This is a genomic window from Rhodococcus sp. 14-2483-1-1, assembly GCF_002259335.1.
Lineage (GTDB): Bacteria > Actinomycetota > Actinomycetes > Mycobacteriales > Mycobacteriaceae > Rhodococcoides.
The window spans coordinates 77282-102064 of the sequence record NZ_NPFX01000007.1 but is presented as its reverse complement, the minus strand read 5'-3'; the positions used below and the strand labels follow the sequence as shown (position 1 = coordinate 102064).

The 24783-nt window shown below is 64.0% G+C and carries 25 protein-coding genes; 11 read left to right on the top strand and 14 right to left on the bottom strand.

Annotation, left to right across the window (positions count from 1 at the left end):
* Positions 1-31: 31 nt before the first annotated feature.
* Both CH294_RS06870 and CH294_RS06865 read right to left on the bottom strand, forming a co-directional pair.
* Positions 32-2386 carry a pyruvate dehydrogenase gene (locus CH294_RS06870; RefSeq protein WP_094737442.1) on the bottom strand — a complete coding sequence of 785 codons (2355 nt, stop codon included), beginning with the start codon at positions 2384-2386 and terminating at the stop codon, positions 32-34.
* 248 nt (positions 2387-2634) lie between these two features.
* On the bottom strand, positions 2635-3264 hold the full coding sequence (locus CH294_RS06865) for a TetR/AcrR family transcriptional regulator (RefSeq protein ID WP_032405323.1): 630 nt from the start codon (positions 3262-3264) through the stop codon (positions 2635-2637).
* A 118-nt stretch (positions 3265-3382) separates the two neighbouring features.
* Here CH294_RS06865 and CH294_RS06860 point away from each other — a divergent pair, with 118 nt between their 5' ends.
* From CH294_RS06860 to CH294_RS06850, 3 genes are read left to right on the top strand one after another with little or no spacing between them, the layout of a single operon-like run.
* Positions 3383-4018: a VOC family protein gene (locus tag CH294_RS06860; protein ID WP_032405324.1), complete on the top strand. Its 636-nt coding sequence runs from the start codon at positions 3383-3385 to the stop codon at positions 4016-4018.
* Positions 4019-4059: 41 nt separating this feature from the next.
* Positions 4060-4986: a fumarylacetoacetate hydrolase family protein gene (locus CH294_RS06855; protein WP_094737441.1), complete on the top strand. Its 927-nt coding sequence runs from the start codon at positions 4060-4062 to the stop codon at positions 4984-4986.
* Positions 4983-6773 (top strand): FAD-dependent oxidoreductase, encoded by a 1791-nt coding sequence (locus CH294_RS06850; RefSeq protein ID WP_094737440.1) that lies wholly within the window; start codon positions 4983-4985, stop codon positions 6771-6773. Before CH294_RS06855 ends, CH294_RS06850 begins: the two co-directional genes overlap by 4 nt.
* Positions 6774-6793: 20 nt before the next feature.
* Here CH294_RS06850 and CH294_RS06845 read toward each other — a convergent pair whose 3' ends face one another.
* Genes CH294_RS06845 through CH294_RS06810 form a run of 8 tightly spaced genes read right to left on the bottom strand, consistent with a single transcriptional unit; the run spans position 6794 to position 14377 of the window.
* Complete coding sequence (locus CH294_RS06845; protein WP_032405326.1) at positions 6794-7465, bottom strand: 4-carboxy-4-hydroxy-2-oxoadipate aldolase/oxaloacetate decarboxylase; 672 nt, start codon at positions 7463-7465, stop codon at positions 6794-6796.
* Positions 7466-7473: 8 nt separating this feature from the next.
* Positions 7474-8685 (bottom strand): aspartate transaminase, encoded by a 1212-nt coding sequence (locus CH294_RS06840; RefSeq protein ID WP_032405327.1) that lies wholly within the window; start codon positions 8683-8685, stop codon positions 7474-7476.
* A 31-nt stretch (positions 8686-8716) separates the two neighbouring features.
* Positions 8717-9766: a zinc-binding dehydrogenase gene (locus CH294_RS06835; protein ID WP_094737439.1), complete on the bottom strand. Its 1050-nt coding sequence runs from the start codon at positions 9764-9766 to the stop codon at positions 8717-8719.
* A complete protein-coding gene (locus CH294_RS06830; protein WP_094737438.1) occupies positions 9759-10514 on the bottom strand; it encodes an SDR family oxidoreductase in 756 nt (251 codons plus the stop codon). Before CH294_RS06830 ends, CH294_RS06835 begins: the two co-directional genes overlap by 8 nt.
* Before the next feature lie 9 nt (positions 10515-10523).
* Positions 10524-11870, bottom strand: coding sequence for an MFS transporter (locus CH294_RS06825; RefSeq protein WP_037173152.1), 1347 nt, complete (start codon positions 11868-11870; stop codon positions 10524-10526).
* On the bottom strand, positions 11867-12925 hold the full coding sequence (locus tag CH294_RS06820) for a biotin-dependent carboxyltransferase family protein (RefSeq protein ID WP_094737437.1): 1059 nt from the start codon (positions 12923-12925) through the stop codon (positions 11867-11869). Before CH294_RS06820 ends, CH294_RS06825 begins: the two co-directional genes overlap by 4 nt.
* Positions 12915-13595 (bottom strand): carboxyltransferase domain-containing protein, encoded by a 681-nt coding sequence (locus CH294_RS06815; RefSeq protein WP_094737436.1) that lies wholly within the window; start codon positions 13593-13595, stop codon positions 12915-12917. Before CH294_RS06815 ends, CH294_RS06820 begins: the two co-directional genes overlap by 11 nt.
* Positions 13592-14377: a 5-oxoprolinase subunit PxpA gene (locus CH294_RS06810; RefSeq protein ID WP_094737435.1), complete on the bottom strand. Its 786-nt coding sequence runs from the start codon at positions 14375-14377 to the stop codon at positions 13592-13594. Before CH294_RS06810 ends, CH294_RS06815 begins: the two co-directional genes overlap by 4 nt.
* A 277-nt stretch (positions 14378-14654) precedes the next feature.
* Here CH294_RS06810 and nac point away from each other — a divergent pair, with 277 nt between their 5' ends.
* Positions 14655-15578 carry a nitrogen assimilation transcriptional regulator NAC gene (gene nac / locus CH294_RS06805; RefSeq protein ID WP_170944619.1) on the top strand — a complete coding sequence of 308 codons (924 nt, stop codon included), beginning with the start codon at positions 14655-14657 and terminating at the stop codon, positions 15576-15578.
* Positions 15579-15581: 3 nt separating this feature from the next.
* Here the strand turns inward: nac and CH294_RS06800 are convergent, their stop codons facing one another.
* From CH294_RS06800 to CH294_RS06790, 3 genes are read right to left on the bottom strand one after another with little or no spacing between them, the layout of a single operon-like run.
* Complete coding sequence (locus CH294_RS06800) at positions 15582-16499, bottom strand: D-isomer specific 2-hydroxyacid dehydrogenase family protein (protein WP_094737434.1); 918 nt, start codon at positions 16497-16499, stop codon at positions 15582-15584.
* Between the two features lie 16 nt (positions 16500-16515).
* Positions 16516-17289, bottom strand: a complete 774-nt coding sequence (locus CH294_RS06795; RefSeq protein WP_094737552.1) for an SDR family oxidoreductase — start codon at positions 17287-17289, stop codon at positions 16516-16518.
* Positions 17286-17816, bottom strand: coding sequence for a gluconokinase (locus CH294_RS06790; RefSeq protein ID WP_080737406.1), 531 nt, complete (start codon positions 17814-17816; stop codon positions 17286-17288). Before CH294_RS06790 ends, CH294_RS06795 begins: the two co-directional genes overlap by 4 nt.
* Positions 17817-18007: 191 nt before the next feature.
* On the opposite strand from CH294_RS06790, the gene CH294_RS06785 reads away from it, so the two are divergent.
* The gene (locus CH294_RS06785; RefSeq protein WP_094737433.1) at positions 18008-18769 is read left to right on the top strand and encodes a lysophospholipid acyltransferase family protein; all 762 of its coding nucleotides are present in this window, start codon (positions 18008-18010) and stop codon (positions 18767-18769) included.
* Positions 18770-19438: 669 nt separating this feature from the next.
* Positions 19439-19651 (top strand): hypothetical protein, encoded by a 213-nt coding sequence (locus tag CH294_RS06780; protein ID WP_032405338.1) that lies wholly within the window; start codon positions 19439-19441, stop codon positions 19649-19651.
* Between the two features lie 10 nt (positions 19652-19661).
* On the opposite strand, the gene CH294_RS06775 is transcribed toward CH294_RS06780, so the two are convergent.
* The gene (locus CH294_RS06775; RefSeq protein ID WP_032405339.1) at positions 19662-20330 is read right to left on the bottom strand and encodes a TetR/AcrR family transcriptional regulator; all 669 of its coding nucleotides are present in this window, start codon (positions 20328-20330) and stop codon (positions 19662-19664) included.
* Between the two features lie 158 nt (positions 20331-20488).
* Between CH294_RS06775 and CH294_RS06770 the strand changes: the two genes are divergently transcribed.
* Genes CH294_RS06770 through CH294_RS06750 form a run of 5 tightly spaced genes read left to right on the top strand, consistent with a single transcriptional unit; the run spans position 20489 to position 24759 of the window.
* Positions 20489-21691, top strand: coding sequence for a cytochrome P450 (locus CH294_RS06770; RefSeq protein ID WP_094737551.1), 1203 nt, complete (start codon positions 20489-20491; stop codon positions 21689-21691).
* A complete protein-coding gene (locus tag CH294_RS06765; RefSeq protein ID WP_032405340.1) occupies positions 21688-21885 on the top strand; it encodes a ferredoxin in 198 nt (65 codons plus the stop codon). The genes CH294_RS06770 and CH294_RS06765 overlap by 4 nt, the downstream gene beginning before the upstream one ends.
* Complete coding sequence (locus CH294_RS06760; protein ID WP_094737432.1) at positions 21882-23024, top strand: FAD-dependent oxidoreductase; 1143 nt, start codon at positions 21882-21884, stop codon at positions 23022-23024. The genes CH294_RS06765 and CH294_RS06760 overlap by 4 nt, the downstream gene beginning before the upstream one ends.
* Before the next feature lie 11 nt (positions 23025-23035).
* Positions 23036-23422 carry a hypothetical protein gene (locus CH294_RS06755; RefSeq protein WP_094737431.1) on the top strand — a complete coding sequence of 129 codons (387 nt, stop codon included), beginning with the start codon at positions 23036-23038 and terminating at the stop codon, positions 23420-23422.
* Positions 23423-23463: 41 nt separating this feature from the next.
* The gene (locus CH294_RS06750) at positions 23464-24759 is read left to right on the top strand and encodes a cytochrome P450 (protein ID WP_349290427.1); all 1296 of its coding nucleotides are present in this window, start codon (positions 23464-23466) and stop codon (positions 24757-24759) included.
* Positions 24760-24783 lie beyond the last annotated feature (24 nt).

The following is a 24783-nucleotide window of genomic DNA, read 5'->3' as shown; positions in this document are numbered from 1 at the left end:
CATGGCTGCCTTCGCTGTCGGAATGGATCTGTCACTGACCTGTCACGTCGAGAGCTGCCCCGACGATGGAATCGGTGTCGATTCGGTGGTGCTTGTACACCTCGTCGAGTGAGCCCACCTGTCCGAAGTTGCTGACGCCCAACGACGTCGACGCAACCCGGTTGACGGTAGCGAGGAATGCGAGGGTGTGCGGATGTCCGTCGAGCACCGTCACCATCGGGGTCGCTCGCTCGGCGGGCAGCAGTTGATCGAGAATCCAGGATTCGCCGACGTGGTGTCCTTGCCTGGCCTGCAGCGCGCGGTAGAGCTCGCCCGGGCTGGTGATGCACAGAACGTCCGCGATGACGCCGATCTGCTCCAAACGCTCTGCGGCGTCCAGGGCTTCGGTCATCAACGCTCCCATCGCTGCGATGGTCACCGTCGCTCCGTCTCGGCGCACCAGTGGGTAACCGCCTGCAACGACCTGACGACGCCTGCGTTCCCGTGCAGCCGGATCGCTCGGGACGTCAGCCTTCGACTGGTCGACGGGACGTGTCGACAGACGCAGGTATGCCGAGGTTCCGTCGGGGCGTCCGAGTCGACCGATGCTCGCGAGCAGTGTCCATTCGACGTCGATGGCGAATGCGGGCTCGTAGGTGATGCAGCCGGGCTGTTCCAATCCGATGGACGGGGTCTTGATCGACTGGTGTGCACCACCTTCCGCGGCCAGGGTGACTCCCGACGGCGTTCCGACCAGAATCGATTGGCCACCCGCGTAGATGCCGTACGACCACGGCTCTAGTGCGCGCTCGACGAAGGGGTCGTACATGACGCCGATCGGGAACAGAGGCTCCCCCCAACGGCTCCACGTGGCACCGAGCTCGCCCATCAGGCCGACCAGGTTGGTCTCTGCGATACCGAGTTCCATGTGCTGACCGGACGGTCCTTCGCGCCAGTGCATGATCGTCTCGGCGTCGTCGCCGAACCAGTCGTGTCGATCCGACGACGACCACACGCCGACCTTGTTGACCCAACCGCCGAGGTTTGTGGTCGAACTGACGTCGGGGCTGACCGTGACGATGCGTCGAGCCGCGTCGGGAGCCTCCCGGGTCAGGTCGATCAGGGTGCGACCCAATGCGGCCTGCGTAGTGGCTGTGCCCTTGGGGGTGCGTCCGATGTCGGTGGGGACGGCAGGTGGCGTCGATGCCGGAATCGGTTCGCGGCGTATCCGTTCCGCGGTGGCAGCGCACAGCCGACCGGGTCCGCTGTCGGTGTCGAAGCGGCCCCAGGGCTGCTCGGGATCGGTGCCGAGGGTACGTGCGAGTTCGGCGTATTCCTCGACGGTCAACAGCGAGGAATGGTTCTGCGGATGTCCCTGAGTGGGCAGGCCGAATCCCTTGACCGTGTACGCGACGATCACGGTGGGCCGGGTGTCGTCGATGCGAGAGTAGGCGTCGCGCAACGCATCCAGATCGTGTCCGCCGAGGTTGCGAATCGACTCGGTCAGCAGTGTGTCGTCGAGATCGGCGATCAGGTCGGCAATGGCAGTGGCGTCGGGGCCGGATCCGGGAAGTCTGGTGCGCACCTCGTCGGCGGTGCAGCGCAGCAGGCGTTGGTATTCCGGATTCGGCATGTCCAGAATGCGCGTACGCAGCGCATCGCCGCCCGGCTTGGCGAACAGATCTTCGAGCAACCGGCCGAACTTGACGGTGATGACCTGCCAGCCTGCGGCGTCGAACATCTTCTCGAGGCGACGCGCAGCGATGTTGGGGACCACTCGGTCCAAGGACTGACGATTGAGGTCGACGATCCAGACGATCTCGCCGAGCTCGGCAATGCCCGGGTCGATGATTGCCTCCCAGACCGCGCCTTCGTCGAGTTCCGCATCGCCGACCAACGAGTACTGCCGTCCGCTGAAGCCGGGCGTCTTCGGTGTGGATTCCTCCGGGCCGAACCGGTCCTCGACGAAGCGTCGGGACATCGCTCCCCAGATCGGGGCCGTGGCACCGATGCCGACGGATCCGGTGGAGTAGTCGACGGTGTCCGGGTCCTTGGCCCGCGAGGGGTAGGACTGCAGACCGCCGTAGGCGCGGAGTGTCGTCAGGTACTTCTGGTCCAACTCACCCAGCAGGTAGTTGATGGCGTGCAGCACCGGCGAGGCATGAGGCTTGACCGACACGCGGTCGCCGGGTTGCAGCTGTTCGAACCACAGTGAGGTCATGATCGAGACCATCGACGCGCAGGACGCTTGGTGGCCGCCGACCTTGAGTCCGGTCGGGTTGGGCCGAATTCGGTTGGCATGGTGAATCATCGACGTCGACAACCACAGCACCCGCTGGGCGAGCTCGTGCAGGTCGTGGTGTTCACCGGTGGGCGAGCGGCGGTCGGCGGGACTGATGCTGGTCATGACAGGTGCTCCTGAATCGACGTCGAATGTGCCGGGGCAAGAAAAGGCGGAGCGGACGAAGGGGGCCGAGTGTGGTCCTGCGGTCCGGACGGGCGTTCGGGTTTCGAATCGCCGAGGGGATGCAACTGAGCTGCGATGACGGACAGTGGACCAGCCGCATCCCGTGTTGCGCAAGCAGTGCTTTGCAGACTGCGCAGGTTGCACGGTTTCGGACCGTTCAGGGCTGCGAAACTTGGTCGTCCTGACCTCTAGGTCGTCGGGTCGGGTCGGGACTGCGCCGCACCCACAACCGCCTCGAAAGTGTCCACCACGAGCGCGACGACGGCGTCGAGTTGGAGATCAGGGGTGTCGAAGTACGCGTCTGCGGTCCGATCGAGAAAGCCGGTCCAGCCCGAAATTGCGGCACTTTGCAACGGAGACAAGGGTTCCGGAAGTTCGGCGAGTGCTGCGACCTGCAGCGCACCCTCGGCCCGTGCTTCTCGGACGGCATGTTCGACGACGGAATCGCCCAATTCTCCCTCCCGAACCACACGGACGTACAGCGCGCGGTGGCGCTCGAGAAATTCGATGTGGCGTCGCACGAAACCCTCCATGCGTGCCCGTACGGACTCCTCGTCGGCGGCCGGCTCCTGGAAGTCCGACAACTTCGACAACACGTCGGCCAGTGCGGCCGCGACCAGGCCTTGTTTGTCGGTGAAGTAGTAGAACAGCAGCCCGTGGGCCACCCCAGCGCGACGCGATATGGCCGCTGCGCTGATGTCGGCGCTGTTGCCCTCGGCCAGTAGCTCGATCGCGGCGTCGATCAGGGCTTGACGACGGTCTTTGCGAGGGCGGGCACGGTGGGACCGCTCGGCTCCGGGAGGCGGGTTGGTCGACACCGATCCGACATTAGCGCACCATCCGCGGACCCTCCTGACCCTCGTTCAAATTCTTGACTGGCAGTCAAAGTGGACGTAGCGTCGGTCACACACAGGTGATTCGAAGAAAGGTCGTTCGATGAGTACGACGCAGGATGCAGGGAGTCGGAAAGCGCCGAGGGTGGCGCCCGATCTCATCGCCCACTGGGTGGTCAAGTCGGCTCGCACCGAGGAGATGGTGCGGTGGTACGGAGCGGTGTTCGGTGCCGAGATCGTTTATCAGGACGAGGGAATCACCTTCCTGACCTGGGACGACGAGTCGCACCGGTTGGCAATCATTGCGGTGCCGAAGCCCGTCCGGTTCCTGTTCCCATTCGCCAAGTTCAGGCGTAAGGCGTACGGCATCGACCACATCGCGCTGACGTTCATCTCGCTCGAACGACTGCTGGAGAATTACGTGCGGCTCAAGCGGCTGGGCATTCTGCCCGTCTGGTCGATCAATCACGGACCGACGATCTCGCTCTACTACGAGGATCCCGATGGAGTGCGCCTCGAGTTCCAGGTCGAGAACTTCGATGCCGAGAACACCGCGGCATTCTTCTTCACCGAGGAGTTCGCCCAGAACCCGATCGGCGTCAACATCGATCCCGACTACTTGCTCAGCCAGCTGCGCAACGGCGTGCCGCACGAAGAACTTCGCCGACGCGAGGCCGGAACTCGGCCCGGGCATCCGGTCGTCGCGAACAAGAAGACCATCACGCCGAAAACTCTGTGACCTGATCAGCTGCTGAACCAACAAGGGGGAGAAAGACTCACATGTCTGTCAACGTAGTCCGGACCATCGACGGCTGGTGGCGCCTCGATGGCGACCGTGCAATCCGTATCGAGACGACGGCCGAGACCACCCGCGAACTTCTCGCCGATCGCGACGCCATCACCGGCACATCGGGTGCGGGGTCGAGTGTCGACGAGCTCGAGCTCGTATCTCCGGTCACCACACCGTGCCGGGTGGTGGCGCAACTGCTCAATTATCGATCGCACGCGATCGATGCAGGCTCCGATCCGAACACGTTGCAGCCTACATTCTTTCGCAAGTCCTCGGCGTCGGTCAGTGGCCCGTTCGATCCCATCCGCCAGCCACCCGAGGTGGCGCTGCTGGACTACGAGATCGAACTCGGAATCGTCATCGGTGCCGAGATTCCCATCGGTACGACGGTTACCGACGAGAACCTCTCGGATTACGTAGCCGGTGTGATCGTGGCGAACGACGTGTCCGCGCGAGAGATCCAGTTGACGAAAGTCCAGGTGTACGAGAGCAAGTCGTATCCCACGTTCACCCCGCTCGGCCCCAGGTTGGTGCTGTTGGACAACGACGAGCTTCGTCGAATCCCCGAGCTGCACATGACGCTGGCGGTCAACGGCGAGACGCGCCAGGACCAGACGATCGGCAACGATCTCATCACTCCGCCGGCCGAGGCACTCACGCGGCTTGCGCGCTTCCAGAACATGACCGCCGGTGACGTACTCCTGACCGGAACACCGATCGGCACCGCCATTTCCGCGCCGCCCAAGGCCGTGCAGAAGATCGGTGAGTTGATTCCGCCGGCGCTGAAGTGGAAGTTCTTCTTCGCCCGGCAGGCGAAGAATCCGAAGTATCTCTCGGTCGACGATGTGATCACCGCCGGAATCAAGACCGCCGACGGAGTCATCGATCTGGGTGCGCAGGAGACGGTGGTCCGATGACCGTGCCGATCGTCGTGGTCGGGGCCGGACCGGCCGGCTGCACTGCCGCTTTGCTGTTGGCGCGCAGAGGGATTCGCAGTGTCGTGCTCGAGCGACGAGACGCGCCGCTCTTTCATCCCGCCGCGCACGTGATCAACGCCCGCACCCTCGAGATCTGGAACGAATACAGCCCCGAGCTGGCGCGATCGATCGCCGCGATGTCGCCGCCGCACGAGACCGTCAACCTCATCAGCTGGTACGGGGATCTCGCGGACGAGGCCATCGGGTCCATCGACCTACTCTCGGATCCCGAGCGCAAGGCAATCGTCGAGAGCCAGAGTCCGTTCCTGGTCTCGCACATCGGCCAGCATCTGCTGATGCCGGCACTGTGGGATGCGCTCGACGCCGAACCGCTGATCGAGTTTCGACGCGGATGCGCTGTCGAGTCCGTCGACACCGACTCGTCCGGTGCACGTGTGCGCGGGCGTTGCGCGAACGGAGCAGCCGAGATCGAGGCCGAGTACGTGCTGGCGTGCGACGGTGCGAACAGCGCGACACGAGACGGCACCGGTGTGGGCTTGACCGGACCGGTCCTTGCGAACATGGGTAGTGCCTTCTTCACCTCGAAGACACTCTTTCCCGATGACGCTCGGCCGCTGCTCAGTTGGATCTTCACGCCGGAGTTGTGCGGAGTGATGATCGCGCACGCCGACCATCGATACATCCTGATGACGGCGTACCTGCACCCCGAACAGAAGATCGCCAAGGACAGTCGAGCCTACTGGTCACGCACGCTGCCGAAGGTGTTGGGAAACCACGAGTTCGATCTGGAGTCGACCGGGACGTGGGTGATGACCTCACAGACCGCCGATGCGTTCCGTCGTGGCCGTCTGCTCCTGCTCGGCGATGCCGCGCACCGGTTTCCGCACACCGGTGGTTTCGGGTTGAACTCGGGTGTTCAGGATGCCCACAATCTGGCTTGGAAGCTCGACGCCGTTCTGTCCGGCAACGCGTCCCCGTCTTTGTTGGACACTTACGAGACCGAGCGCCGTCCGGTGGTGGAGAAGTTCGCCGAGCAGAGTGTGGCGAACCATTTCCGGATGGACGACATCGGAAAGAGGGTGGGCATCACCAACAAGATGTTGGCGAAAGCCACTCAGGTGATGGGGCGTCCGCCGCTGAACAAGGTCCCCGGGAAGTTGATCGCGCCACTGGCCGCCGCTGCGACACGGCGGCAGATGGCGCGCTCGCAGAAGGTCGATCCCGATGCACCCGGGTCCGCTCGGCTTCGTCGCGAGATCGCCGACGCGATCCCACTTCAGGTCGAGCATTTCGTGTCGATCGGCTTGCAGTTCGGCTACCTCTACGCCAGTCCGTTGATCGCACGGGATCCCTCGGTCGAACCCGCCGAAGACGTGGTCGATTATCTACCCACGACATACCCGGGGGCAAGACTCCCACACGCGGTGGTCTCGGTAGGCGGAGCGCAGGTGCCGGTGCACGAGACACTCGCCCCGAACAAGTTGTCGCTGTTCACCTTTGCCGGCGACAGTTGGGCAGGCGTGGTGTCGGAACTCGAGAATGTCGGGCCCGGCGTCGCTCTGATCTCTGCCGAAGTACCGGCAGGTGTCGATCGTGACGAGCTGATTCACCTGTACGAGGTGGGTGAGACCGGGGCGGTGCTCGTTCGCCCCGACGGCCATGTGGCATGGCGTACAACAGGTTCGGCCTCCGATAGCGGTTCCGAACTCGAGCGTTTCCTGACCTCGCAGTGGGGCCGCTACTTCACTGCCGCAGCCGTGCAATGACCCTTGGGCCGCTCGCGCGCCTAGGCGTCGACGGTCAACCCTTTGCTTTCGAGCACGGCACCGAGGTTGCTGACCTGGATCGGCGTCTCGCCGCGCTTGTATCGCTCGATGAACTCGGCTTCCGCGGCGTCCCGTGCGCGGCACGCGTCGATCGCCGAGCGAACCTCGTCGCGGCGCGTCAGCACCACCCCGTCGCAGTCACCCTTGATGACATCGCCGGGGTAGATCAGCTGACCACCGAAGACCAGCGGCTGATTGACCGGGCCGAGGGATTCCTTGACCGTGCCCTGGATGCACAGGTACTTGCTGAACACCGGAAATCCGAGTTCGCGGATCTCCCGCGAATCGCGGACTCCGCCGTCGGTGACGAGTGCGGTAATTCCTCGGGCTACACAGGCATTGGCGAGTACGTCGCCGAACTGTCCGGCGGGCTGATTGCCGGAAGAGACGATGAGGACATCTCCGGGTTGGGCGTAGCTGATGGCCACTTGCAGCATGATGTTGTCACGTGGATGGCAGACCACGGTGAAGGCGGACCCGCAGAACGACATGTCCCGATCGAGTGGCTTGATCGCGTCGTCGAGTGCACCGGAGCGACCCTGTGCCTCGTGGATGGTGGCGGCCGAGAACGTGCCGAGTTCGTCGATGAGCTGCCGATCGGCGCGATCGATCTTGGTGGTGACGTGAACCATGAGACTTCCTATCGAGTGAGGGCGGAGACCGCTGAAGAGATGGCCGCGGCTGCGGCACGGAGAGTGTCCTCGGACGTGGCGAACGAGACGCGGAAGTAGCCTTCCGCGCCGTAGGCCGAGCCCTGGATGGTTGCGACGGACGCATGATCGAGCAGATACAGCACGACGTCCTGATCGCTTCTCAGAACCGTGCCGTCGGGGGTGCGAGCACCGACGAGGTCCGCGCAACCGACGAACAGATAGAACGCGCCCTGCGGAAGAACAGGTTTCAGACCGTCGATCCGATCGAGCAACTCGAAGGTGACGTCGCGGCGATGACGGTAGCTGGCAACGGATTCGGTGACGAAACTCTGATCGCCGGCCAGTGCTTCGGCCGCGGCCGCCTGGCTGATCGACGAGGGGCAGGACGAGGACTGTGACTGCAGCTTGTTGATGGCACCGACCAACTCGGGATTCCCGACGCCGTAGCCCAGACGCCATCCGGTCATCGCGTAGGACTTCGAGACACCGTTCGTGAGAAACACTCGATCGCGCAGCTGCGGGGCGACGCCCAACAGATTCGGGACGGGTGCATCGAGATACGTGATCTCGTCGTAAATTTCGTCGGACAGCACATGGACCTGCGGATGCCGATCGAGTACCTCTGCCAGCCCGGCGAGCTGCTGGGCGGTGTAGATCGCCCCGGTCGGATTCGACGGGGTGTTCAGGATGACCCAGCGCGTGGCCGGGGTGATGGCGGCTTCCAGACGTTCCGGGGTGAGCAGGAACTGTTCGGACTCGGGGCAATCCACGACGACGGGTGTGCCGTCGTGGGCGGCGACCATGTCCGGGTAGGAGACCCAGTAGGGGGACGGCACGATGACCTCGACCCCGGCCTCGACGGTTGCCATGAGCGCCAGGAAGATCACCTGCTTGGCTCCGCCGCCGATCGTGATGCGGCTGGAGTCGTAGTCCAATCCCGTTTTGAGGTGCAGTCGCTTCGAGATCGCTTCTCGGAGGGAGGCGATTCCGTTGACGGGGGTGTACTTGGTCAAGCCGTCGTTCATGGCTGCGACGGCTGCACGTTTGATGTGCTCGGGTGTGTCGAAGTCGGGTTCGCCGACGGTCAGGTCGAGGATGGCGCGGCCCTGCGCTTTGAGTTCTCGGACACGTTGGGCAGCAGCAACACTGGGCGACTCACGCATGCGAGTGACGCGGGAGGCGAGGGTCTGGGAGGGCATGGCAATCTCCTGTGAAAGAGGCGAGGTCGAGTCAGAATTCGAGAAGTACTTTGCCGGATGCAGCCGAATCTTTGGCGACAGCAAAGGCTTTCAGGGCATCGTCGGCGGGATAGATGTGGGTGACGACGGCTCCTACATCGAGCGAGCCGTCGGCCAGTGCGCCGAGCACCTCGTCGATTTCACCGTTGAATCGGAAGGATCCGACCAACTCGAGTTCACGGGTGATCACCAGTGACAGGGGAGCCGGTTGCATCCCGGTGGGAAGCAGGCCGAGCATCACTATCCGGCCACCGCGAGTTGTGCCGCGGATGGCGGACTCCAGCCCGAATCGGTTGCCGGAGCACTCGATCACCACATCCGCGTCTACGGCGGCAATGGCGTCGGAGTCGGCCGCATCCAGGGTGGCGGTCGCTCCGAGCTCGGCGGCGATCCTGCGAGGAAACTCGTGTACGTCGACCGCGGTGATCGACGAAGCCCCCGCTCGAGTCAACACCGCGACCACCAGTGCGCCGATCGGTCCGCAGCCGATGACCAATGCGCTCCTGCCCGCCACCTCGCCGGCCCTGGCGACGGCATGCCAGGCCACCGCGGCGGGCTCCGCAACTGCGGCGGTGCGGAAGTCGAGGCCGATCGGAAGCGGTCGGAGCATGCGGGACGGAAGTACCGAGTACTTCGCGAACGCTCCCTCGGTGTGCGGAAAGTGTGCCGCGCTGCCCAGGTAGGTGCACCCGGGCGACAGGTTGGGGCGATCCTGCGGGTAACGGGATGCTCCCGGTGCCGGTGTGGCCGGGTGCACGGCGACGCGTGTGCCCGAGCTCGGGCCCGAGCCGTCTGTGGCGGCGGTGACCACGGTGCCGACGACCTCGTGCCCGAGCAACATCGGGGCCCGCAGAATCGACTCCCCGGCCGCGCCGTGGGTCCAGTAGTGCAGATCGGAACCACACACGCCACCGAACGCCACCTCGACGACGGCCTCGTGAGCTCGGGGCACGCGTACCGAAATTTGTTCGACACGTAGATCGTTCGCGGCGTGCGCCACTACACCCAGGGTCGTGACCGGGACGGTGGTCGAGTCAGTCATTGCGTCGAACGAAGTCGAGACCGCCGGGCACCTGGAATGTCGGCATTATTTCCATCAGGCCCATGTTGACGTGGCGGGGTGCGTCGATTGCGAACTCGATGGCGTCGGCGATGTCCTTGGTGGTGATGGACTCGAATCCCTCGTAGAAGGTGTCCCAGGCTTGTTGCATCGCCTCGGGTGTCCCGCCGAGGTTGCGTCCGAAGATCTCGGTCTCTACGCGTCCGGGGCAGATCTCCGTCACCCGAATCCTTTTGCCTTTGGTGTCGTTTCGCAGCTGCCGAGAAATTTGATGCACCGCTGCTTTGGTGGCGTGGTACGCGGTGTGCCCGTAGAAGTTGTACAGGCCTGCGATCGAGCTGATGTTGACGACGTGGCCCAGATCGCGCTCGACCATGCCGGGTAGGAGCAACCGGCACAGGTGCAACACCGCGCGCAGGTTCACGTCGACCATGGCGTCGATCGACTCTTCGGACGCGTCGAGAATGTTGCCGGTGGCCGAGACACCCGCGTTGTTGATCAGGATGTCGATCTCGAGGCCCGCGACGGCCTCGGCGAGGGCCGCGGTATCACTGATGTCGACGGCAAGGGGGATCATTCCGGTGCGGCCGGCGATGTCGTCGAGCTTGTCTTTGTTGCGTGCCACGCCGTAGACGGTCAGGCCGCGTTTGGTGAGCAGTTCGGTTGTGGTAGCACCCATTCCGGTGTTGGCTCCGGTGACGAGTGCGGTGTGGTAGTCGCTGAAAGTCATGCTGTGTCCTCAGAGAGTGTCGCGCAGTGGCTGGTGGGCGCGGTCGGTGATGGTGCTGACGGCGATGAGGGTGCCGAGGGCGGTGATCACCGCGTAGAACGCAGGAACGTAGATCCCGAAGTGCGGAATCAGCCAGGTCATCAGCAGCGGAGCAGTGCCGCCGAAGAGCGCCGACGAGATGTTGTAGCCGAGGCCGTATGCGGAGTAGCGAACTCGGGTGGGAAAGAGTTCGACGATCAGGATGTGGATGACGGCCGTATGGCCGGCGAAGATGACCGCCATGATGCAGGCTCCGAGGATGGCCAGCGGCAGGCTTCCTGTTGCGATCAAGGCGTAGCACGGGATGCCCGCTACTGCCATGGCCGCGGCAGCACCGGCGATGACTTTCTTCCTGCCGATTCGGTCGGACAGTGCGCCCATGAAGGGAATCGCGATGCAGATCGCGACCAGTGACACTGCGGTCACCAGGAGGGCAGTGCTGGTCGGGAATCCGATCTTGTCACCCTTGAGGAAGGTGGGCATGTACGAGAACAGGACGTAGTAGCCCGAACCGTTCATCAGAGGAATGAACAGAGCGAGGATCATGGCGCGGCGGTGTTCGGGTGACGAGAACGCTTCCTTGAGCGGGTTCCGAGACAGTCCGCCTTCGGCCTTGAGCTTCTCGAAGTTCGGAGTGTCGCTGATCGCCTTGCGGATGTACCAACCGATGACACCCATCGGGATTGCGACCAGGAACGGAACACGCCACGCCCAGCTTGCGATCCCACCGCCGTTGATGGCCGCTTCGTTGAGCCACGGCGACATCGCGAACGCCACCATGGTGCCGGTCAGAAGTGCCAGGAACGATGCGATCTGGGCGTAGCTGGTGATCTGGCCGCGCTTGTTCGCCGGGGCATGCTCGGCCAGGAATGTCATCGCACCCGCGGCCTCACCACCGACCGAAAAGCCTTGCAGGATGCGCAGGAAGATCAGCAGTGCCGGGGCTGCGATGCCGATGGCCTCGTAGGTGGGGAGCAGCCCGATGCCCGCGGTGGCGACCGAGATGAGCAGGATGACGAACACCAGCATCTTCTGCCTGCCGATGCGATCTCCCAGGATGCCGCAGACGACGGCACCGAGGGGGCGAACGAAGAACGAGATCGCGTAGCCGGCAAAGACCAGCATGAGTGCGTCGGAGGATTTGGATACGTCGAAGAAGACGATTGCGAGCGCGGTCGCCATGAAGGCGAAGATGCCGTTGTCGTAGAGCTCGACGAATATGCCGACGCAACCGGCGGCAACGACCTTTCGGATCTTCTGGGGGTCCGGAGGTGCGGGTGCGGTGTCGGTGTTGTCCGGGACTACTGAGTTGGTCATGCTGACTCCAGTGTGAGGGCAGTGCACGGGTCTTGGGAATGACTGATGTGATCGGGGATCGACAGAGCTTCGAACACGGTGCGAACTCGGCAGCGAAGTTGATCGAGACTGCGCTGCCGGGCTCGGTGGGCTTCGACTGCATCGGCGATGCCCACCCGGGTGAAGATGACCTTGTTGCCAGGGCGAGCCTGGCCGAGCCGGTCGAGGCCGAGCGTGGTGACGACGGCGAGGACCGGGTATCCGGCGGTCACTCCGCGCCCCCGGTGGAGGACGAGGAGTTCGTTACCGGCGGGTGCTTCGACGGCCCCGATGGGTACGCCGCGGGAGAGCATTTCCGACGCCGTGACGCGTTGCGGGAGAGGACGATCGATGCAGGGTGCGAGACGAAGGCCGATGTGATTGCTGGCGTTGCCGATCGTGAACTCCGTGGTGAACAATCGGTCGGCGGTGTCGCCGAAGTCCTCGATGTCGGGCCCGTCGGTGACCGGGATCGTCCAGGTATCGCCGAACTCCGGTTGCATCGCACCCAGCCGGAACAACGGAATGTCGAAGTGCGGGTGACGGATCGGCGTGCCGTCCACATCGATCTCGATGCGGTCGCCACCGGAGAGGGGACGTCCGAATCCGAGAACGGTATCGGGCGCGCAGCTGTTCTGTAGTCGGTCGGCGTGAACCGAGCCGTGCACCGCGATGTAGCTGCGGAGCCCACGGCGAATGTTCGTCACAGTGAGTGTGCTGCCTGCCGGCAACACCAGAGGTTCCCACTGCGGTACTGCCACACCGTCGACGCGGATGTCGGCCGGTGCACCGGTGACGGCGACGAGCATGTGGGTATCGGTGGCGGCCGCGAAGTCGAGTGCCGTCAGTTCGATCAGCGGTGCGTCGGGATCGCTTGCGACGAGGGTGTTGGCGGCTCGCGCGCTGTATTGATCGAGTGCGCCGCCGGTCATCTGTCCGATACGGCTGCCGCGGTGCCGGCCCAGATCTTGAAGGACCGACAGGCCCGGTGTGAGGACGGTGATCGTCCCACGTCGGGAGAGGCGTTCACAGTTCATGGTGATCGCCCCACTCGGCGGCGGAGATCGGAACGAACTGGAATGTGTCGCCCGGTGCGTAGGCAGAAATCGGATCGGATGCGATGTCCACCAACGTCACCGGCGTCCTGCCGAGGACCTGCCATCCGCCCGGTGCCGGTCGCGCGGAGACCACGGCCTGGTGCCCGGCTACGGCGACGGCTCCTGCCGGGACGCTGGAGCGCGGGCTGGCTCGGCGCGGAATGGGCAGTCCGAAGTCGGGCCCGTCGAGCATCGGTGCGCCCCCTGGGGATCCGTAGCAGCGCATGGTGAGTGGGCGGGCGCAGTGACGTGCGATCACGTCGGCTTCGCTCACGTCGAGCAGTGTTGCGACGACGGCCAGATCGGGTCCGTGTTCCCCGCCGTACACGACGGGAATCTCGAATCGGCGCGGCAGCCTCGCCGCACCGAACGTCTTGGTATCGAGCTCGGATACGGCTGCACGAATATCGTGGTGAGCCACTGTTGCGCAATCGAATTCGATGAGCACCGCGTCGTAAGTGGCGATTGTGCCCAGGACTCCTGTGATACCTGCGGCATCCACCGCGGCAGCGATGCGATGAACCTCGCGCCACCGCTCGTCCGGTGTGGCGGCGGCCGAGGTGATGCGCAATGCGGAGTCGCCGCAGTCGGCGATAGCTGGGGCGGTCATGCTGTTCGCCTCGCTTCGAGTACCTGGTTCAGCGGGGCGATGTCGACACCCGCAGCGAGGAGACCGGTACGAATCGCCACCGCAGCATCCACTGCGCTCGCGCTGTCACCGTGCAACAACACTGTGTCTGCCGAGATCGGAATCGGGGTGCCGTCGACCGCGTCGATGATGCCGGCGGTCACCATTCTGACTGTCCGCCGGACGAGTTCGTCGAGATCGTCGATGACTGCGCCGGTCTCGCTGCGAGGGACGAGTGTGCCATCGGGCCGACAGGCTCGGTCGGCTATGCCGACGATGCCCACCGCAATCCCTCTCGCTTTCGCCTCGTCGGCGAGGTGACCGTCCTGGGCCAGCACGACCAACGTGGGATCGAGCGAGGCCACGGCGTCGACTACCGCGGTCGCGTAGTCGCGGCGAGTAGCGACCAGGTTCCCGAGTCGTCCATGCGGAGCGACGTGCGCGACGGTGGTTCCGTGTGCCGAGGCGAAGGCTTGGAGAGCGCCGATCTGGTACAGCATGTCGGTGCGAACCTCGTCCGGCGTGAGGTCCATTGCTCTGCGGCCGAACCCGGCGAGATCGGGGAAGCTGGGGTGGGCACCGATTCCGATTCCGCGCTCGACACAGCGACGGACGGTGGTGTCCATCGTGCGGGGATCGCCTGCGTGGAATCCGCACGCGATATTGGCAGAGGTCAGCACATCGAGAAGCGCCTCGTCGTCACCCATTGTCCACGCGCCGAAGCTTTCGCCCAGGTCTGCGACGAGATCGATACTGATGGCCATTTCTGCGGTGCCTTTCGGAAGGTGAACCGGAAGCGTCGGAAGGTCGAACGCTCACTGTCGTGTTCGTGTTGTGGACGCTACGCAGGAACGACGATTCCGCGTTAATACCCGTTCGCAGTGATGTAATAGGAAAGGCATATGCTCTTTGACGTGGGGTTTCGTGGCCCGCGCCGGCCGCTGTGCCGCAAATCGGTACATTGCTGTCGTTCGTCTGAAACGGTGAGGAAACATGTTCGTGAATGCCGATGATCGAGACCGACGGGAGGTCCTGTAGCCCATGGATACCCGACGTCTGTTCTCGTTCGTTCGTATCGTCGATGCCGGCAGCATCACCCGCGCCGCGGACATTTTGCATATTGCGCAACCGGCATTGAGTCAGCAGATGACGGCGCTCGAATCGCATTTCGGCCAGCAGCTTCTGATCCGAAGCAAACAGGGTGTGGAGCCGACCGATGCCGGTCGCGCGCTCTATCGTCACGCGCAGGTGATTCTGCGTCAGGTCGAGAGCGCTCAAGCCGAAGTCAGCGTCGTGGGAAGGGAATTGGCAGGCGGGGTGTCCGTGGGGCTCGCGCCGTACAGCACGGTCACGGCCATAGCGCTGCCATTACTGACTGCGGTGCGGGCACGTTATCCGAGCATCCTGCTGCACATCAACGAGAACTTCGGTGGTGTGCTCAGCGAGGCGATGATGACGGGACGGATGGACATGGCGTTGCTCTACGACGCCGGTCCGATCAAAGGAGTGACGTTCGAGCGGTTGCTCACGGAGGAACTGATGGTGGTGGCACCGTCGGGCACCGGCTTGCCAGGGGAAACCGGAAGCGCAGTGTCACTGTTCGAGCTGGCAGATGTGCCGCTCCTGCTCCCCGGACGGATGCACACCATCCGCAAGATGGTGGAGTTGGCGTTCGAGACGACATTGACGCAGCCGAAGATCGTCGGCGAGGTCGAATCGGTGACGCTGATGGCGCAGGCGGTCCGAAGCGGTTTGGGCGCAACGATTCTGCCGTTGTCGGTGGCCCGCCGAATGATGAACGTACAAGGCCTGGAGCTTCGCCGTATCGAACCGTCGATCCAGGTTCAGGTATCGCTCGGCACACCGGCGAACCAACCGCTGTCGAAACCGGCAGAGGCTGTCCGGGAAGTACTACGAACAGTCCTCGCCGATTACGTCACTGTGCACTCCAAACCTGCTGACTGACTGTCAGTAGCCGCGAGAGAGATCGATCCGGGCAGCCAATTCTTCACCGGCTGTGAACTTCTCGACGTTCCGGCCGATGTGTTTCGCCAGCGCCGACGACAACCCCGATGCCGGGTTGGCGATGTGCGGGGTGATGATGGCGTTCGGCAAGGACCATAGAGGGTGTCCGTCCGGTAGTGGTTCAGGATCGGTGACGTCGAGTGCGAGACCGCCTATTCTGTTGTTCTGTAGTGCTTTTGTCGCTGCCTCGGTATCTATGAGTGACCCACGGGCGACGTTGACGATCCATGACTTCGGTCCGAGCTGGTCGAGCGCGGCGGCATCGACGAGGTGGGCGGTGGCACTGGTGGCCGGAGCCGCGATGACGACATGGTCTGCGCGAGTCCACACCTCGCCGGTTCGCTCGGCCGGTAGCGTGTCGACCGCACCGGCTACCGGAACTCCGGATCGTGTCACCGCAAGAACATCCGCGCCTGCCGCGTGCAGGAATGGGATGAGGGCACGGCCGATGCCGCCACAGCCGACGATCGCGACTGTTGCACCGTCCAGAGTGCCGACGAGCGGGTCGAATTCATCCTTACGCCAGGAGGTTGCGGCGAGCTGCGCCGGCAGGCCTCGAACTCCGGCCAACAGCAGCATGATCGTGTGCGAAGCCACCGTGCGCGCGTAGGCACCTGCGGCCGAGGTCCATACCCGACGGTCGTCCACGATTCCACTGTCGATCCAGGCCTCGACCCCAGCCGACGAAAGTTGCACCCAGCGAATCGAATCGGGAAGGCTCGAGGGAAAGTTGTCGGGTCCGGCCGTCCAGACCACGGCGTCGGCGGTCTCGATCGGACCGAGGATGCCGCCGGAGGAGGTAACCGCCTCGGCCACCGCGGCATTGCCCTGTGGCCCGAGATATATGCGGGGAGCTGTCATCGATTTCTCGTTTCTCTCAGACGACGGCGGTCATGCCGCCGTCGACGTACAGAATCTGTCCGTTGACGAAATCGGAGGCGCTCGAGGCGAGGAACAGCAACGAGCCCACCAGTTCTTCGGTACGGCCCCACCGTCCGGCGGGCGTCCGCTTCGCCAGCCATTGCGTGAAGTCGGGGTCGTCGACGAGAGCCTTGGTGAGTTCGGTGTCGAAGTAACCGGGTGCGAGTGCGTTGACCTGAAGACCGAATGGCGCTAGATCGGCGCACATTCCGCGGGTCAGCATCTTCAGGCCGCCCTTGCTCGCTGCGTACGGCGCGATTCCGGCTCGGCCCAGCTCGCTCTGGACGGAGCAGACATTGACGATCTTGCCGTGTCCGCGAGCAACCATGCCTCGGGCGAATTCGCGCCCGACATAGAAGGCGCTGGTGAGGTTGGTGTCGAGGACTCGACGGAAGTCGTCGTCGGCGAATTCGAGCAGAGGGGCACGATGTTGTACCCCGGTGTTGTTGACGACGATCTCGACGGGCCCGACCTCGTTCTCCATGGTCCGGGCGGCCCGCGCGACTGCAACCGAGTCGGTGACGTCGAATGCGTACGCGTGCACGGTTGCACCGGTGCGCTCAGCGAGTTGGGCGCGGGTGGCCTCGAGGGATTCGGCGTCTCGTCCGTTGAGGACGACTACCGCGCCCGCCTCGGCGAGCCCTGCGGACAGTGCCAGACCGATCCCACGGCTCGAGCCGGTGACGAGTGCGATCTTGCTGTTGACGTCGAACACGTTGTGGCCGGTCACGGGCATACCTTTCGTGGGAGTGCGAGCGCGTCGACGATTCGGCGAACGAGCTCGGTCGGAGGGGGACCCAGATCGATCGTCACGCCTGCTTCGTCGGCACCGAGGGGTTCCAGGCTCGACAGCTGAGAATCGAGAAGTTGGGACGGCATGAAGTGACCGGCGCGATCGCGAAGCCTGGCCGAAATCGTCTCGCGGGTGCCGCAGAGATGCACGAAGACCAGTGCGGGGACCGCGGATCGGAGCTGATCACGGTAGCTACGTCTGAGGGCGGAGCAGGCCAGTACCGTGCGACCGCCGAGCCGATCCTGATGCGAGACCCACTCACGCAGCACGTCGAGCCAAGGTGCACGATCAGCATCGTCGAGCGCCAACCCTCGTGTCATCTTGTCGATGTTGGCAGCGGGGTGGTGACTGTCGGCATCGGAGAAGATGGCCCCGATTTCTCTCGAAAGTAGTTGTGAAACAGTCGACTTACCGCACCCCGATACGCCCATCACCGCGATGTGTCGAACTGGATGGGCTGGCATCGAAGACCTTTCCGCTCACTCGCTCGGACGAGCGGCAGCACTGACGAATCTTCACCACCGAACCCCGTTTCACAACGGCTTGCGCTATACCGATTCGGTGTGACGTCATACATCCACCGACTGGTCGGTCGAGGCAACAGACAGAGCTCGAACTCGGTATGGATGCGAGTGCGCCCGGCTAGAGTGCGCGCATGCACAAAGTACCTCGCGCGATTCGGGCCATGGGGATCAATGCGGTCCGTCTCTACAACCGCCTCGAAGTGTCCGTCGCGCAACCGGTTCCCGATGAGCCGGTGTTGTTCGTGTGTAATCACGGGTTTGGCGGCGTGATCGATCTGAACGTGTTCGCGTTCGCGGCAGCGTACGACGATCTGGGCCTGTCGAGGGAAGTGATCGCGTTGACGCACCAGATCGCGTGGACACTGCGTGCAGGAAAGTTGCTCGAGCCCTTCGGCGCGCGGCCGGCCGCTCGAGAGAACGCTCTCGACGCATTCGAAGAGGGGCACAATGTCCTGGTCTTTCCGGGCGGTGACCTCGATGCGCTGAAGTCGTGGCGGCACCGAAACGAAATCGTCTTCGCCGGACGCAGTGGTTACGCGCGTCTCGCAATGGAAGCCGGGGTGCCGATAGTTCCGGTCGTGACCGCGGGCGCGGGTGAGTCACTCCTCGTCCTCAGCAGTGGACGTCGTATCGCCAAGGCGCTCCGATTGGACAAGACGGCATTTCGGGTCAAGACGCTGCCGCTGTCGGTATCCATTCCCTGGGGCGTGAATGTGGGGGTGGTCGGGTTGCTTCCGTATCTACCTCTACCGACGAAGCTTCAGACGTCGGTTCTGGCGCCGATGCGTCCCGAGCCCGACGAGTCCGCAGAGGATTTCGCGCACCGCGTGCACTCGGCGATGCAGGCAGAACTCGACGAATTGACGAAGGATCGCCTGCCGGTGATCGGCTGAGCTGTCAGCCGGGCCCTTCCCATCCGCAGGCGTCACAGGAGGCATAGATGCGGCTGGTGACCGGTCCTCGGAGCGGAGAGGATACGACGTTTTCGCCCAACGTGATTCGTTGGCATAGTGGGCACACGCCTCGGTATTCGAGGTTGAAGCTGTAGGTGAGCACTGGGGACTCGATCCTGTACGTCGAATGCCGCTGCCGCACGTGCGCCGGGCCAACAGCATGTGTCCTCGGTAGGAAGGTTTGCCGAGGTTCGAGTCGCCGTTACCCTGCGCCGTGTACGGAGGGTCGGCCATCGACTGCCGCTTCTTCGCGATCGACCTAGTCGACGTGTGACCGACAGTAGACTCCGAGCCCCTCGCTCGTCGATAGCAACGGAGTTCCGGTCGACGATGTTCGGCGCAGCGTGGACCGAGTTGGAGGAAAGGCCGTAGGGTCGGTGTCACGCCGCTCGTTCAGCGCACACAATGGTTCAGCGAAACCGAACCGACCTGCGCATCGTAGGTCGAGAAGGTCGAGTCTCATGACCGACACACCTATCCACGACGAACTGCAGAACTTTATGAAGATGAGCACGCGAGGTAGTGATCGTAAGGTCGAACGCGGAGCCTCACCGGTGCCTGTCGAGATGCCTGCACACGTCCCGGCGCGACACCATCGGGCCTGACGTCGTGGCCACCGCACGAGAGAAGCAGGACGAGGCCCTTGCCGACTATCGGCGAGCAAAGGATCGGGAGCACGTACTGGCCGATCTACGTGGACAGTCCGACACCGATGTCCCGTTGTCGGTCGACCTCGACGATGCCGAGTTGCGCAGTGCGATCGACGCGGACATATCGGCGCAAGAGGCCCTGAGCGTCGCGCTCAGGGCCGTGGACGACTGACTCTGGTCGGCTATGTGATCGGCTGGCCCGAGGGGTCGATCGCTGCGTGAACTCCGCCGCTGTACGACGTCGGAAGTTCTCGGCTGCAGAGGGTTTCGGCTTCGTCTGCAGAGATTCCGAGTGCCCGTAGAACGCGCTGTGTCGTGCCGTCCACGGTTGCCGCTTCGTCGCGTTCGGGTTGGGCGAGCAGCAGTCGACCCATCGACAGCAGAGAACCGGCCACGATGGCGAGTGCGACATCCGCGTCGTCCACATCGAATCGTCCTTGTGCGGCGGCTGATTCGATATCACGACGCGAACGCGGGGCCAGGCCCCCGGCTGCGGCGAATGCCGCGGCCTCGGAGTTGAGCAGGACACGACTCAGTTCCGGTTCGAGGCGGAAGAGCCGTCCGGACAATCGAAAGGACTGGGTGAACTTTTCGACCGGGTCGTCCAGGTCGACGGTGAGCGAGTCGAGATAGTCACCTGCCGATTCGAGGGCGGAGTCGATGGCCGCTTGCCACAGCTCTTCCTTGCTCTCGAAGTAGTTGTAGAACGATCCGTTGCTGACGTCGGCTGCCTGTGTGATCTCGAGGACCGGTGCGTTGGTGTTTCCGCTGGCGAGAAGCCCTTGAGCTGCGCGGACGAGCGCGGCTCTGGTGCGTGCCTTGCGGCGCTCGACGCGGTTGCCTTCGGTCACGGTCTGCTCCTGCTCTGCGGTGTGCGTGAGGGTAGCCTATCGCGTTCGAATCATGACGAATTCGTCAAAAAGCTTGACGGGCGGCTGTGTCATGGGTGACGATATCGTCAATAACCCGTTTGGGCAGCGCGAACTTACTCTTCCTGGCGAAGGACCCCATGACAACGAACGCAACGATCCCGGACTACCGCACCGACATCTACTCCACCGATGCGATCCTCGATCCGTACCCGCATTACGCGAGGCTCCGGGCGCTCGGCCCGGTGGTGTGGTTACCACGGCAGCAGGCGTTCGCCATCTCACGCTATGCAGAGTGCAAGGCAGTGCTGCTCGACGACGAGACCTTCATTTCGGGCGACGGAGTCGCACTCAATCCGGTTGCCAACAGGCTCGGACGCGGCACGACGCTCAACAGCGACGGTGAGGAGCACGCGACCAAGCGTGCGGTCCTCGCGCACCGCTTGACGCCGAAGGCCGTGCGAAAGATGTCGGCTGCAGTGGAGGAGAAGGCGGAGAGCATCGTCGATGCGGCTCTGAGCAAGACGTTCGTCGACGGTGTCGACGATCTCGCCACGGCGTTGCCGATGTCCGTCGTGCCCGACCTCGTGGGGTGGCCCGAAGACGGTCGCGAGGAGCTTCTCCGCTGGGCTGGAGCAACATTCGACTCGCTCGGGCCCGTCAATCGTCACTCCGTCACGGCCGTGAAGGCCGCCACCGAGATGCTCGCGTTTTCCAAGAAGGTGGTGCGGCAGAGATCGGTGCTCCCCGGGAGCATGGGCGACGACGTGCTGAAAGCCGCCGACGAGAACAGGATCGGCAAGTCCGCATGTCCGGCATTGATGATCGACTACCTCGGCCCATCGCTCGATACGACGATCGGAGCGATCTCCGGCGCACTCGCTCTGTTCGCTCGCCACCCCGAGCAGTGGCAGGCCATCCGACAGGACCCGGACCTGATCCCCAACGCCGTCAACGAGGTCGTCCGATACGAGTCACCCATCCGAGCGTTCTCACGTCGGGCCGTGCGCGACATCGAGATCGATGGATCGCGAATCCCGAAAGGTGCACGCGTGCTGGTCATCTACGCGTCGGCAAACCGGGACGAACGCGAGTGGGACAACCCCGATGCATTCGACGTCACCCGTGACGCCGCTCGGCAACTCGGATTCGGATCCGGAGTGCACGGGTGTGCAGGTCAGGGTCTGGCTCGGCTCGAGGCGCAGACCATGCTTCGGGTACTGGCGCGCAGGGTCGAACGATTCGTCCCCTCGGGAACACCGAAACGGGCCGTCAACAACGTCATTCACCGATACGAACGCCTGCCGCTGAAATTGGTGGCTGCAGAAGGGACACCGCAATGAGAATCGACGTCGACTGGGATCGGTGTGAAGGTCATGGAATCTGTGCCGATCAAGCTCCGAAGGTCTTCAGCCTCGATGACGAGGGCGAGCTTCATTATGCCTTCGACGACAACGACATTCCGGACGACCTTGCTTCCGGGGCACGTTCTGCGATCGGCGTCTGTCCGGTAGCGGCCCTCCGAGAGAGCAAGTGAGCACCGCTGAACGTCGGATCGTCATCGTCGGTGACTCCATCGCAGGCTGCACCGCGGCCCGTGAGCTCCGCGCGCGGGGTCACGATGGCGCGCTCACCATGATCGGTGCGGACCCCGACGGCTACTACGCCAGGCCGCCGTTGTCGAAGCACGTCCTCAAAGGTGATGTGGCCGAGGCCGAGACGTGGGATCTGTCCGATCTCGGTATCACCTCGATCGGCGATCGTGCTGTATCGGTCGACACCGATCGCCGCGCAGTGACAACGGCCGATGGCACCGACGTTCCCTATGACGCCCTCATCGTGGCGACAGGGGCGTCGGCCCGACGGATAGCCGATCCGCAGCAAGCGGGCGAGAACGTGTTGCGGACCTTCGCCGACGTCCGGGCGCTGCGTACGAAACTGGACACGGCTCGAACAGCAGTCGTCGTCGGGGCAGGCTTCCTCGGCTTGGAAGTTGCGAGTGCATGCATTGCTCGCGATATCGAGGTGACCGTCGTCGATGTCGATCCCCCGTTGCATCGGCTGCTGGGGCCCTACCTGTCCGACGCGATCACTGCCCGCGCCGAGGCGGCGTCGGTTCGGTTTGTCCGTGCCGACAGCCCGGTCTCGTTGGTGGGCAGCCCCGTCTGCGGGATCGAGTGCGCGGGTCGCACCCTCGAGGCGGATGTGGTGGTCACCTGCGCAGGCGATGTGCCCGAGGCCGGTTGGCTGACTGGCGCCGGTATCGCTGATGCTCGGGGTGTCGCTGTCGACGAATGCTGCGCCACAGCACTTCCCGACGTGTTCGCGGCAGGCGACGTTGCTTACTCCCGAACTGGGTCCGGTCGGTCCCCGTTCTGGTCCAACGCCGTCGCGCAGGGCAAAGTGGCGGCTGCGTCCGTGCTCGGCCTCGACCCGGCGTGTGCACCCAGCGACGACTACTTCTGGACCGAGATCCTCGGGCTGTCCATCAAAGTTGTGGGCCCCCTTCCGCTCGACGGAGAACCGACCGTTCTCGAAGGGTCCGTGGACGAGGGATCGGCCCTTCTGCAATGGAGTCATGACGACGGCCGTACCACCATCGTGGCCTTCGGCATCAAGAAACCCGTCGGCCTGCTCCGGCGGCTGGCCCGCGAGAACACTCACTCCACTACCTGAGGAACGCATTCATGGCTACTGGCTCCACACTCGTACGACGCCTTCCCGAGATCGTCGGGTTGGGCCGCGCCGCAATCGGCGTCGCCCACATGATCGCCCCCACGCGGGCCAACGAACTCCTCGCCGGTCCCGACGCCGCAGTGGCGACCACGCGAGCTGCCGCACGCACCTTCGGGATTCGAGAGATCTATATCGGTGGTGGGCTGTACGCCGCCACGAAGTACGCACCGAAGTTGGTGCGCCCCCTGCTGCGTGCCGGGGTGGCCGTCGACGTATGGGACACCGGTGCATTCGCCTTGACCGCGTACCTTCCGCGCCGCACCCGAGTGGCTGGCTGCGCCATTGCGGGAGGCTTCGTGGTGGCGGGGGTACTGGCCGAGTTGCAGTTGAACCGATAGCTGCCGAGGATCGATCCCACCGAACACCGAAGGACTTGTCGATGTCATCCGATGGAACTTCCGATGTGCAGAAGTGCCCGGTCGCTTCCGGGTCCGGCCGCTCCCGCCCGGAGGATCGACCGAGGGCCCGCCTCGGTCGTCGGCGAACACCCACCGGCCTCCCGGTCTACACCGAGGACTTGTACTCGGTCTCGGCGATCGAGGACCCCTATCCCCATTACCGGGCAATGCGCGAACTCGGTCCGGTGGTGTGGCTGGAGAAGCAACGAATGTATGCCCTACCCCGTTACGCCGAGGTCAAGCAGGTGTTGGCGGACGATGCGACATACCGCTCGTCGGGCAGCGTCGCGATGAATCCCGTTGCTCGCAGGGTCGGCAACCGCAGTTTCTTGATGTCCGACGACGATGCGCACGTCGCACAGAGGAAGGTGGCTGCGCATCGACTCACTCCGCGGGCGTTGCGTCCGATGCGTGCGGACGTGGATGCGTTCGCCGACAAGGTCGTTCGCGCCGCGGTGGCCGACCGCTACGTCGATGGCGTCGAGGACATCGCGATGAAGTTGCCGATGACGGTGGTGCCGGACCTGATCGGCTGGCCGCAGCGTGGCAGGAAAGAGCTCGTGAAATGGGCCGGGGCCATCTTCGACATGCTCGGCCCGCTCAACGGTGTCTCGGTGAGGTCCACTGTTGCCAGCCTGCGGATGCTGTATTTCGTGCACAGCCTCGCCCGTAGACGTGACGTGGTTCCGGGAAGCATTGCCGAGGAGATGATCGAGCACATCGATGCGGGTCGCCTTCGCGCGGCCGATCTGCCTGCCTTCCTGATGGACTATCTGGGGCCGTCGATCGACACCACGGTGAGCGGGATCGCCGCAGCTCTGTGGCTGTTCGCCGAGAACCCGGATCAATGGGAGCTGCTGCGGCGAGACCCGGATGCACTGTTGCCCAACGCGATCAACGAGGTGATCAGAATCGAGTCTCCGTTGCGGGCGTTCGCCCGACGCGCCGAGACCGATTCGATCATCGGGGGTGTCCCGGTGCCTGTGGGGTCGCAATTACTCGTGATGTACGCATCGGCGAATCGAGACGAGCTGGTGTGGGACGAACCCGATCGGTTCGACATCACCCGCGATGCCTCCGCGCACGTCGGCTTCGGATACGGCGTCCACGGCTGCGCCGGCCAGGGGCTGTCTCGAATGGAGACCGAAGCGATACTGCGTGCTCTGCTGCGCCACGTAGATCGGATCGAATCGGCAGGAACACCCCGGATCGCCGTGAACAACGTTATCCACAGATTCTCGGCACTTCCCCTACGCCTCGTGCCCATCTCGAATTGAGAATACGCCGACGGCGAGATGTCG

What these genes read in the sequence shown, in the direction of transcription:
- CH294_RS06870 (WP_094737442.1), bottom strand. Translation starts at nt 2,386, where the DNA reads ATGACCAGCATCAGTCCCGCCGACCGCCGCTCGCCCACCGGTGAACAC.
- CH294_RS06860 (WP_032405324.1), top strand. Translation starts at nt 3,383, where the DNA reads ATGAGTACGACGCAGGATGCAGGGAGTCGGAAAGCGCCGAGGGTGGCG.
- CH294_RS06855 (WP_094737441.1), top strand. Translation starts at nt 4,060, where the DNA reads ATGTCTGTCAACGTAGTCCGGACCATCGACGGCTGGTGGCGCCTCGAT.
- CH294_RS06850 (WP_094737440.1), top strand. Translation starts at nt 4,983, where the DNA reads ATGACCGTGCCGATCGTCGTGGTCGGGGCCGGACCGGCCGGCTGCACT.
- CH294_RS06845 (WP_032405326.1), bottom strand. Translation starts at nt 7,465, where the DNA reads ATGGTTCACGTCACCACCAAGATCGATCGCGCCGATCGGCAGCTCATC.
- CH294_RS06840 (WP_032405327.1), bottom strand. Translation starts at nt 8,685, where the DNA reads ATGCCCTCCCAGACCCTCGCCTCCCGCGTCACTCGCATGCGTGAGTCG.
- CH294_RS06835 (WP_094737439.1), bottom strand. Translation starts at nt 9,766, where the DNA reads ATGACTGACTCGACCACCGTCCCGGTCACGACCCTGGGTGTAGTGGCG.
- CH294_RS06830 (WP_094737438.1), bottom strand. Translation starts at nt 10,514, where the DNA reads ATGACTTTCAGCGACTACCACACCGCACTCGTCACCGGAGCCAACACC.
- CH294_RS06825 (WP_037173152.1), bottom strand. Translation starts at nt 11,870, where the DNA reads ATGACCAACTCAGTAGTCCCGGACAACACCGACACCGCACCCGCACCT.
- CH294_RS06820 (WP_094737437.1), bottom strand. Translation starts at nt 12,925, where the DNA reads ATGAACTGTGAACGCCTCTCCCGACGTGGGACGATCACCGTCCTCACA.
- CH294_RS06815 (WP_094737436.1), bottom strand. Translation starts at nt 13,595, where the DNA reads ATGACCGCCCCAGCTATCGCCGACTGCGGCGACTCCGCATTGCGCATC.
- CH294_RS06810 (WP_094737435.1), bottom strand. Translation starts at nt 14,377, where the DNA reads ATGGCCATCAGTATCGATCTCGTCGCAGACCTGGGCGAAAGCTTCGGC.
- nac (WP_170944619.1), top strand. Translation starts at nt 14,655, where the DNA reads ATGGATACCCGACGTCTGTTCTCGTTCGTTCGTATCGTCGATGCCGGC.
- CH294_RS06800 (WP_094737434.1), bottom strand. Translation starts at nt 16,499, where the DNA reads ATGACAGCTCCCCGCATATATCTCGGGCCACAGGGCAATGCCGCGGTG.
- CH294_RS06790 (WP_080737406.1), bottom strand. Translation starts at nt 17,816, where the DNA reads ATGCCAGCCCATCCAGTTCGACACATCGCGGTGATGGGCGTATCGGGG.
- CH294_RS06785 (WP_094737433.1), top strand. Translation starts at nt 18,008, where the DNA reads ATGCACAAAGTACCTCGCGCGATTCGGGCCATGGGGATCAATGCGGTC.
- CH294_RS06770 (WP_094737551.1), top strand. Translation starts at nt 20,489, where the DNA reads ATGACAACGAACGCAACGATCCCGGACTACCGCACCGACATCTACTCC.
- CH294_RS06765 (WP_032405340.1), top strand. Translation starts at nt 21,688, where the DNA reads ATGAGAATCGACGTCGACTGGGATCGGTGTGAAGGTCATGGAATCTGT.
- CH294_RS06755 (WP_094737431.1), top strand. Translation starts at nt 23,036, where the DNA reads ATGGCTACTGGCTCCACACTCGTACGACGCCTTCCCGAGATCGTCGGG.
- CH294_RS06750 (WP_349290427.1), top strand. Translation starts at nt 23,464, where the DNA reads ATGTCATCCGATGGAACTTCCGATGTGCAGAAGTGCCCGGTCGCTTCC.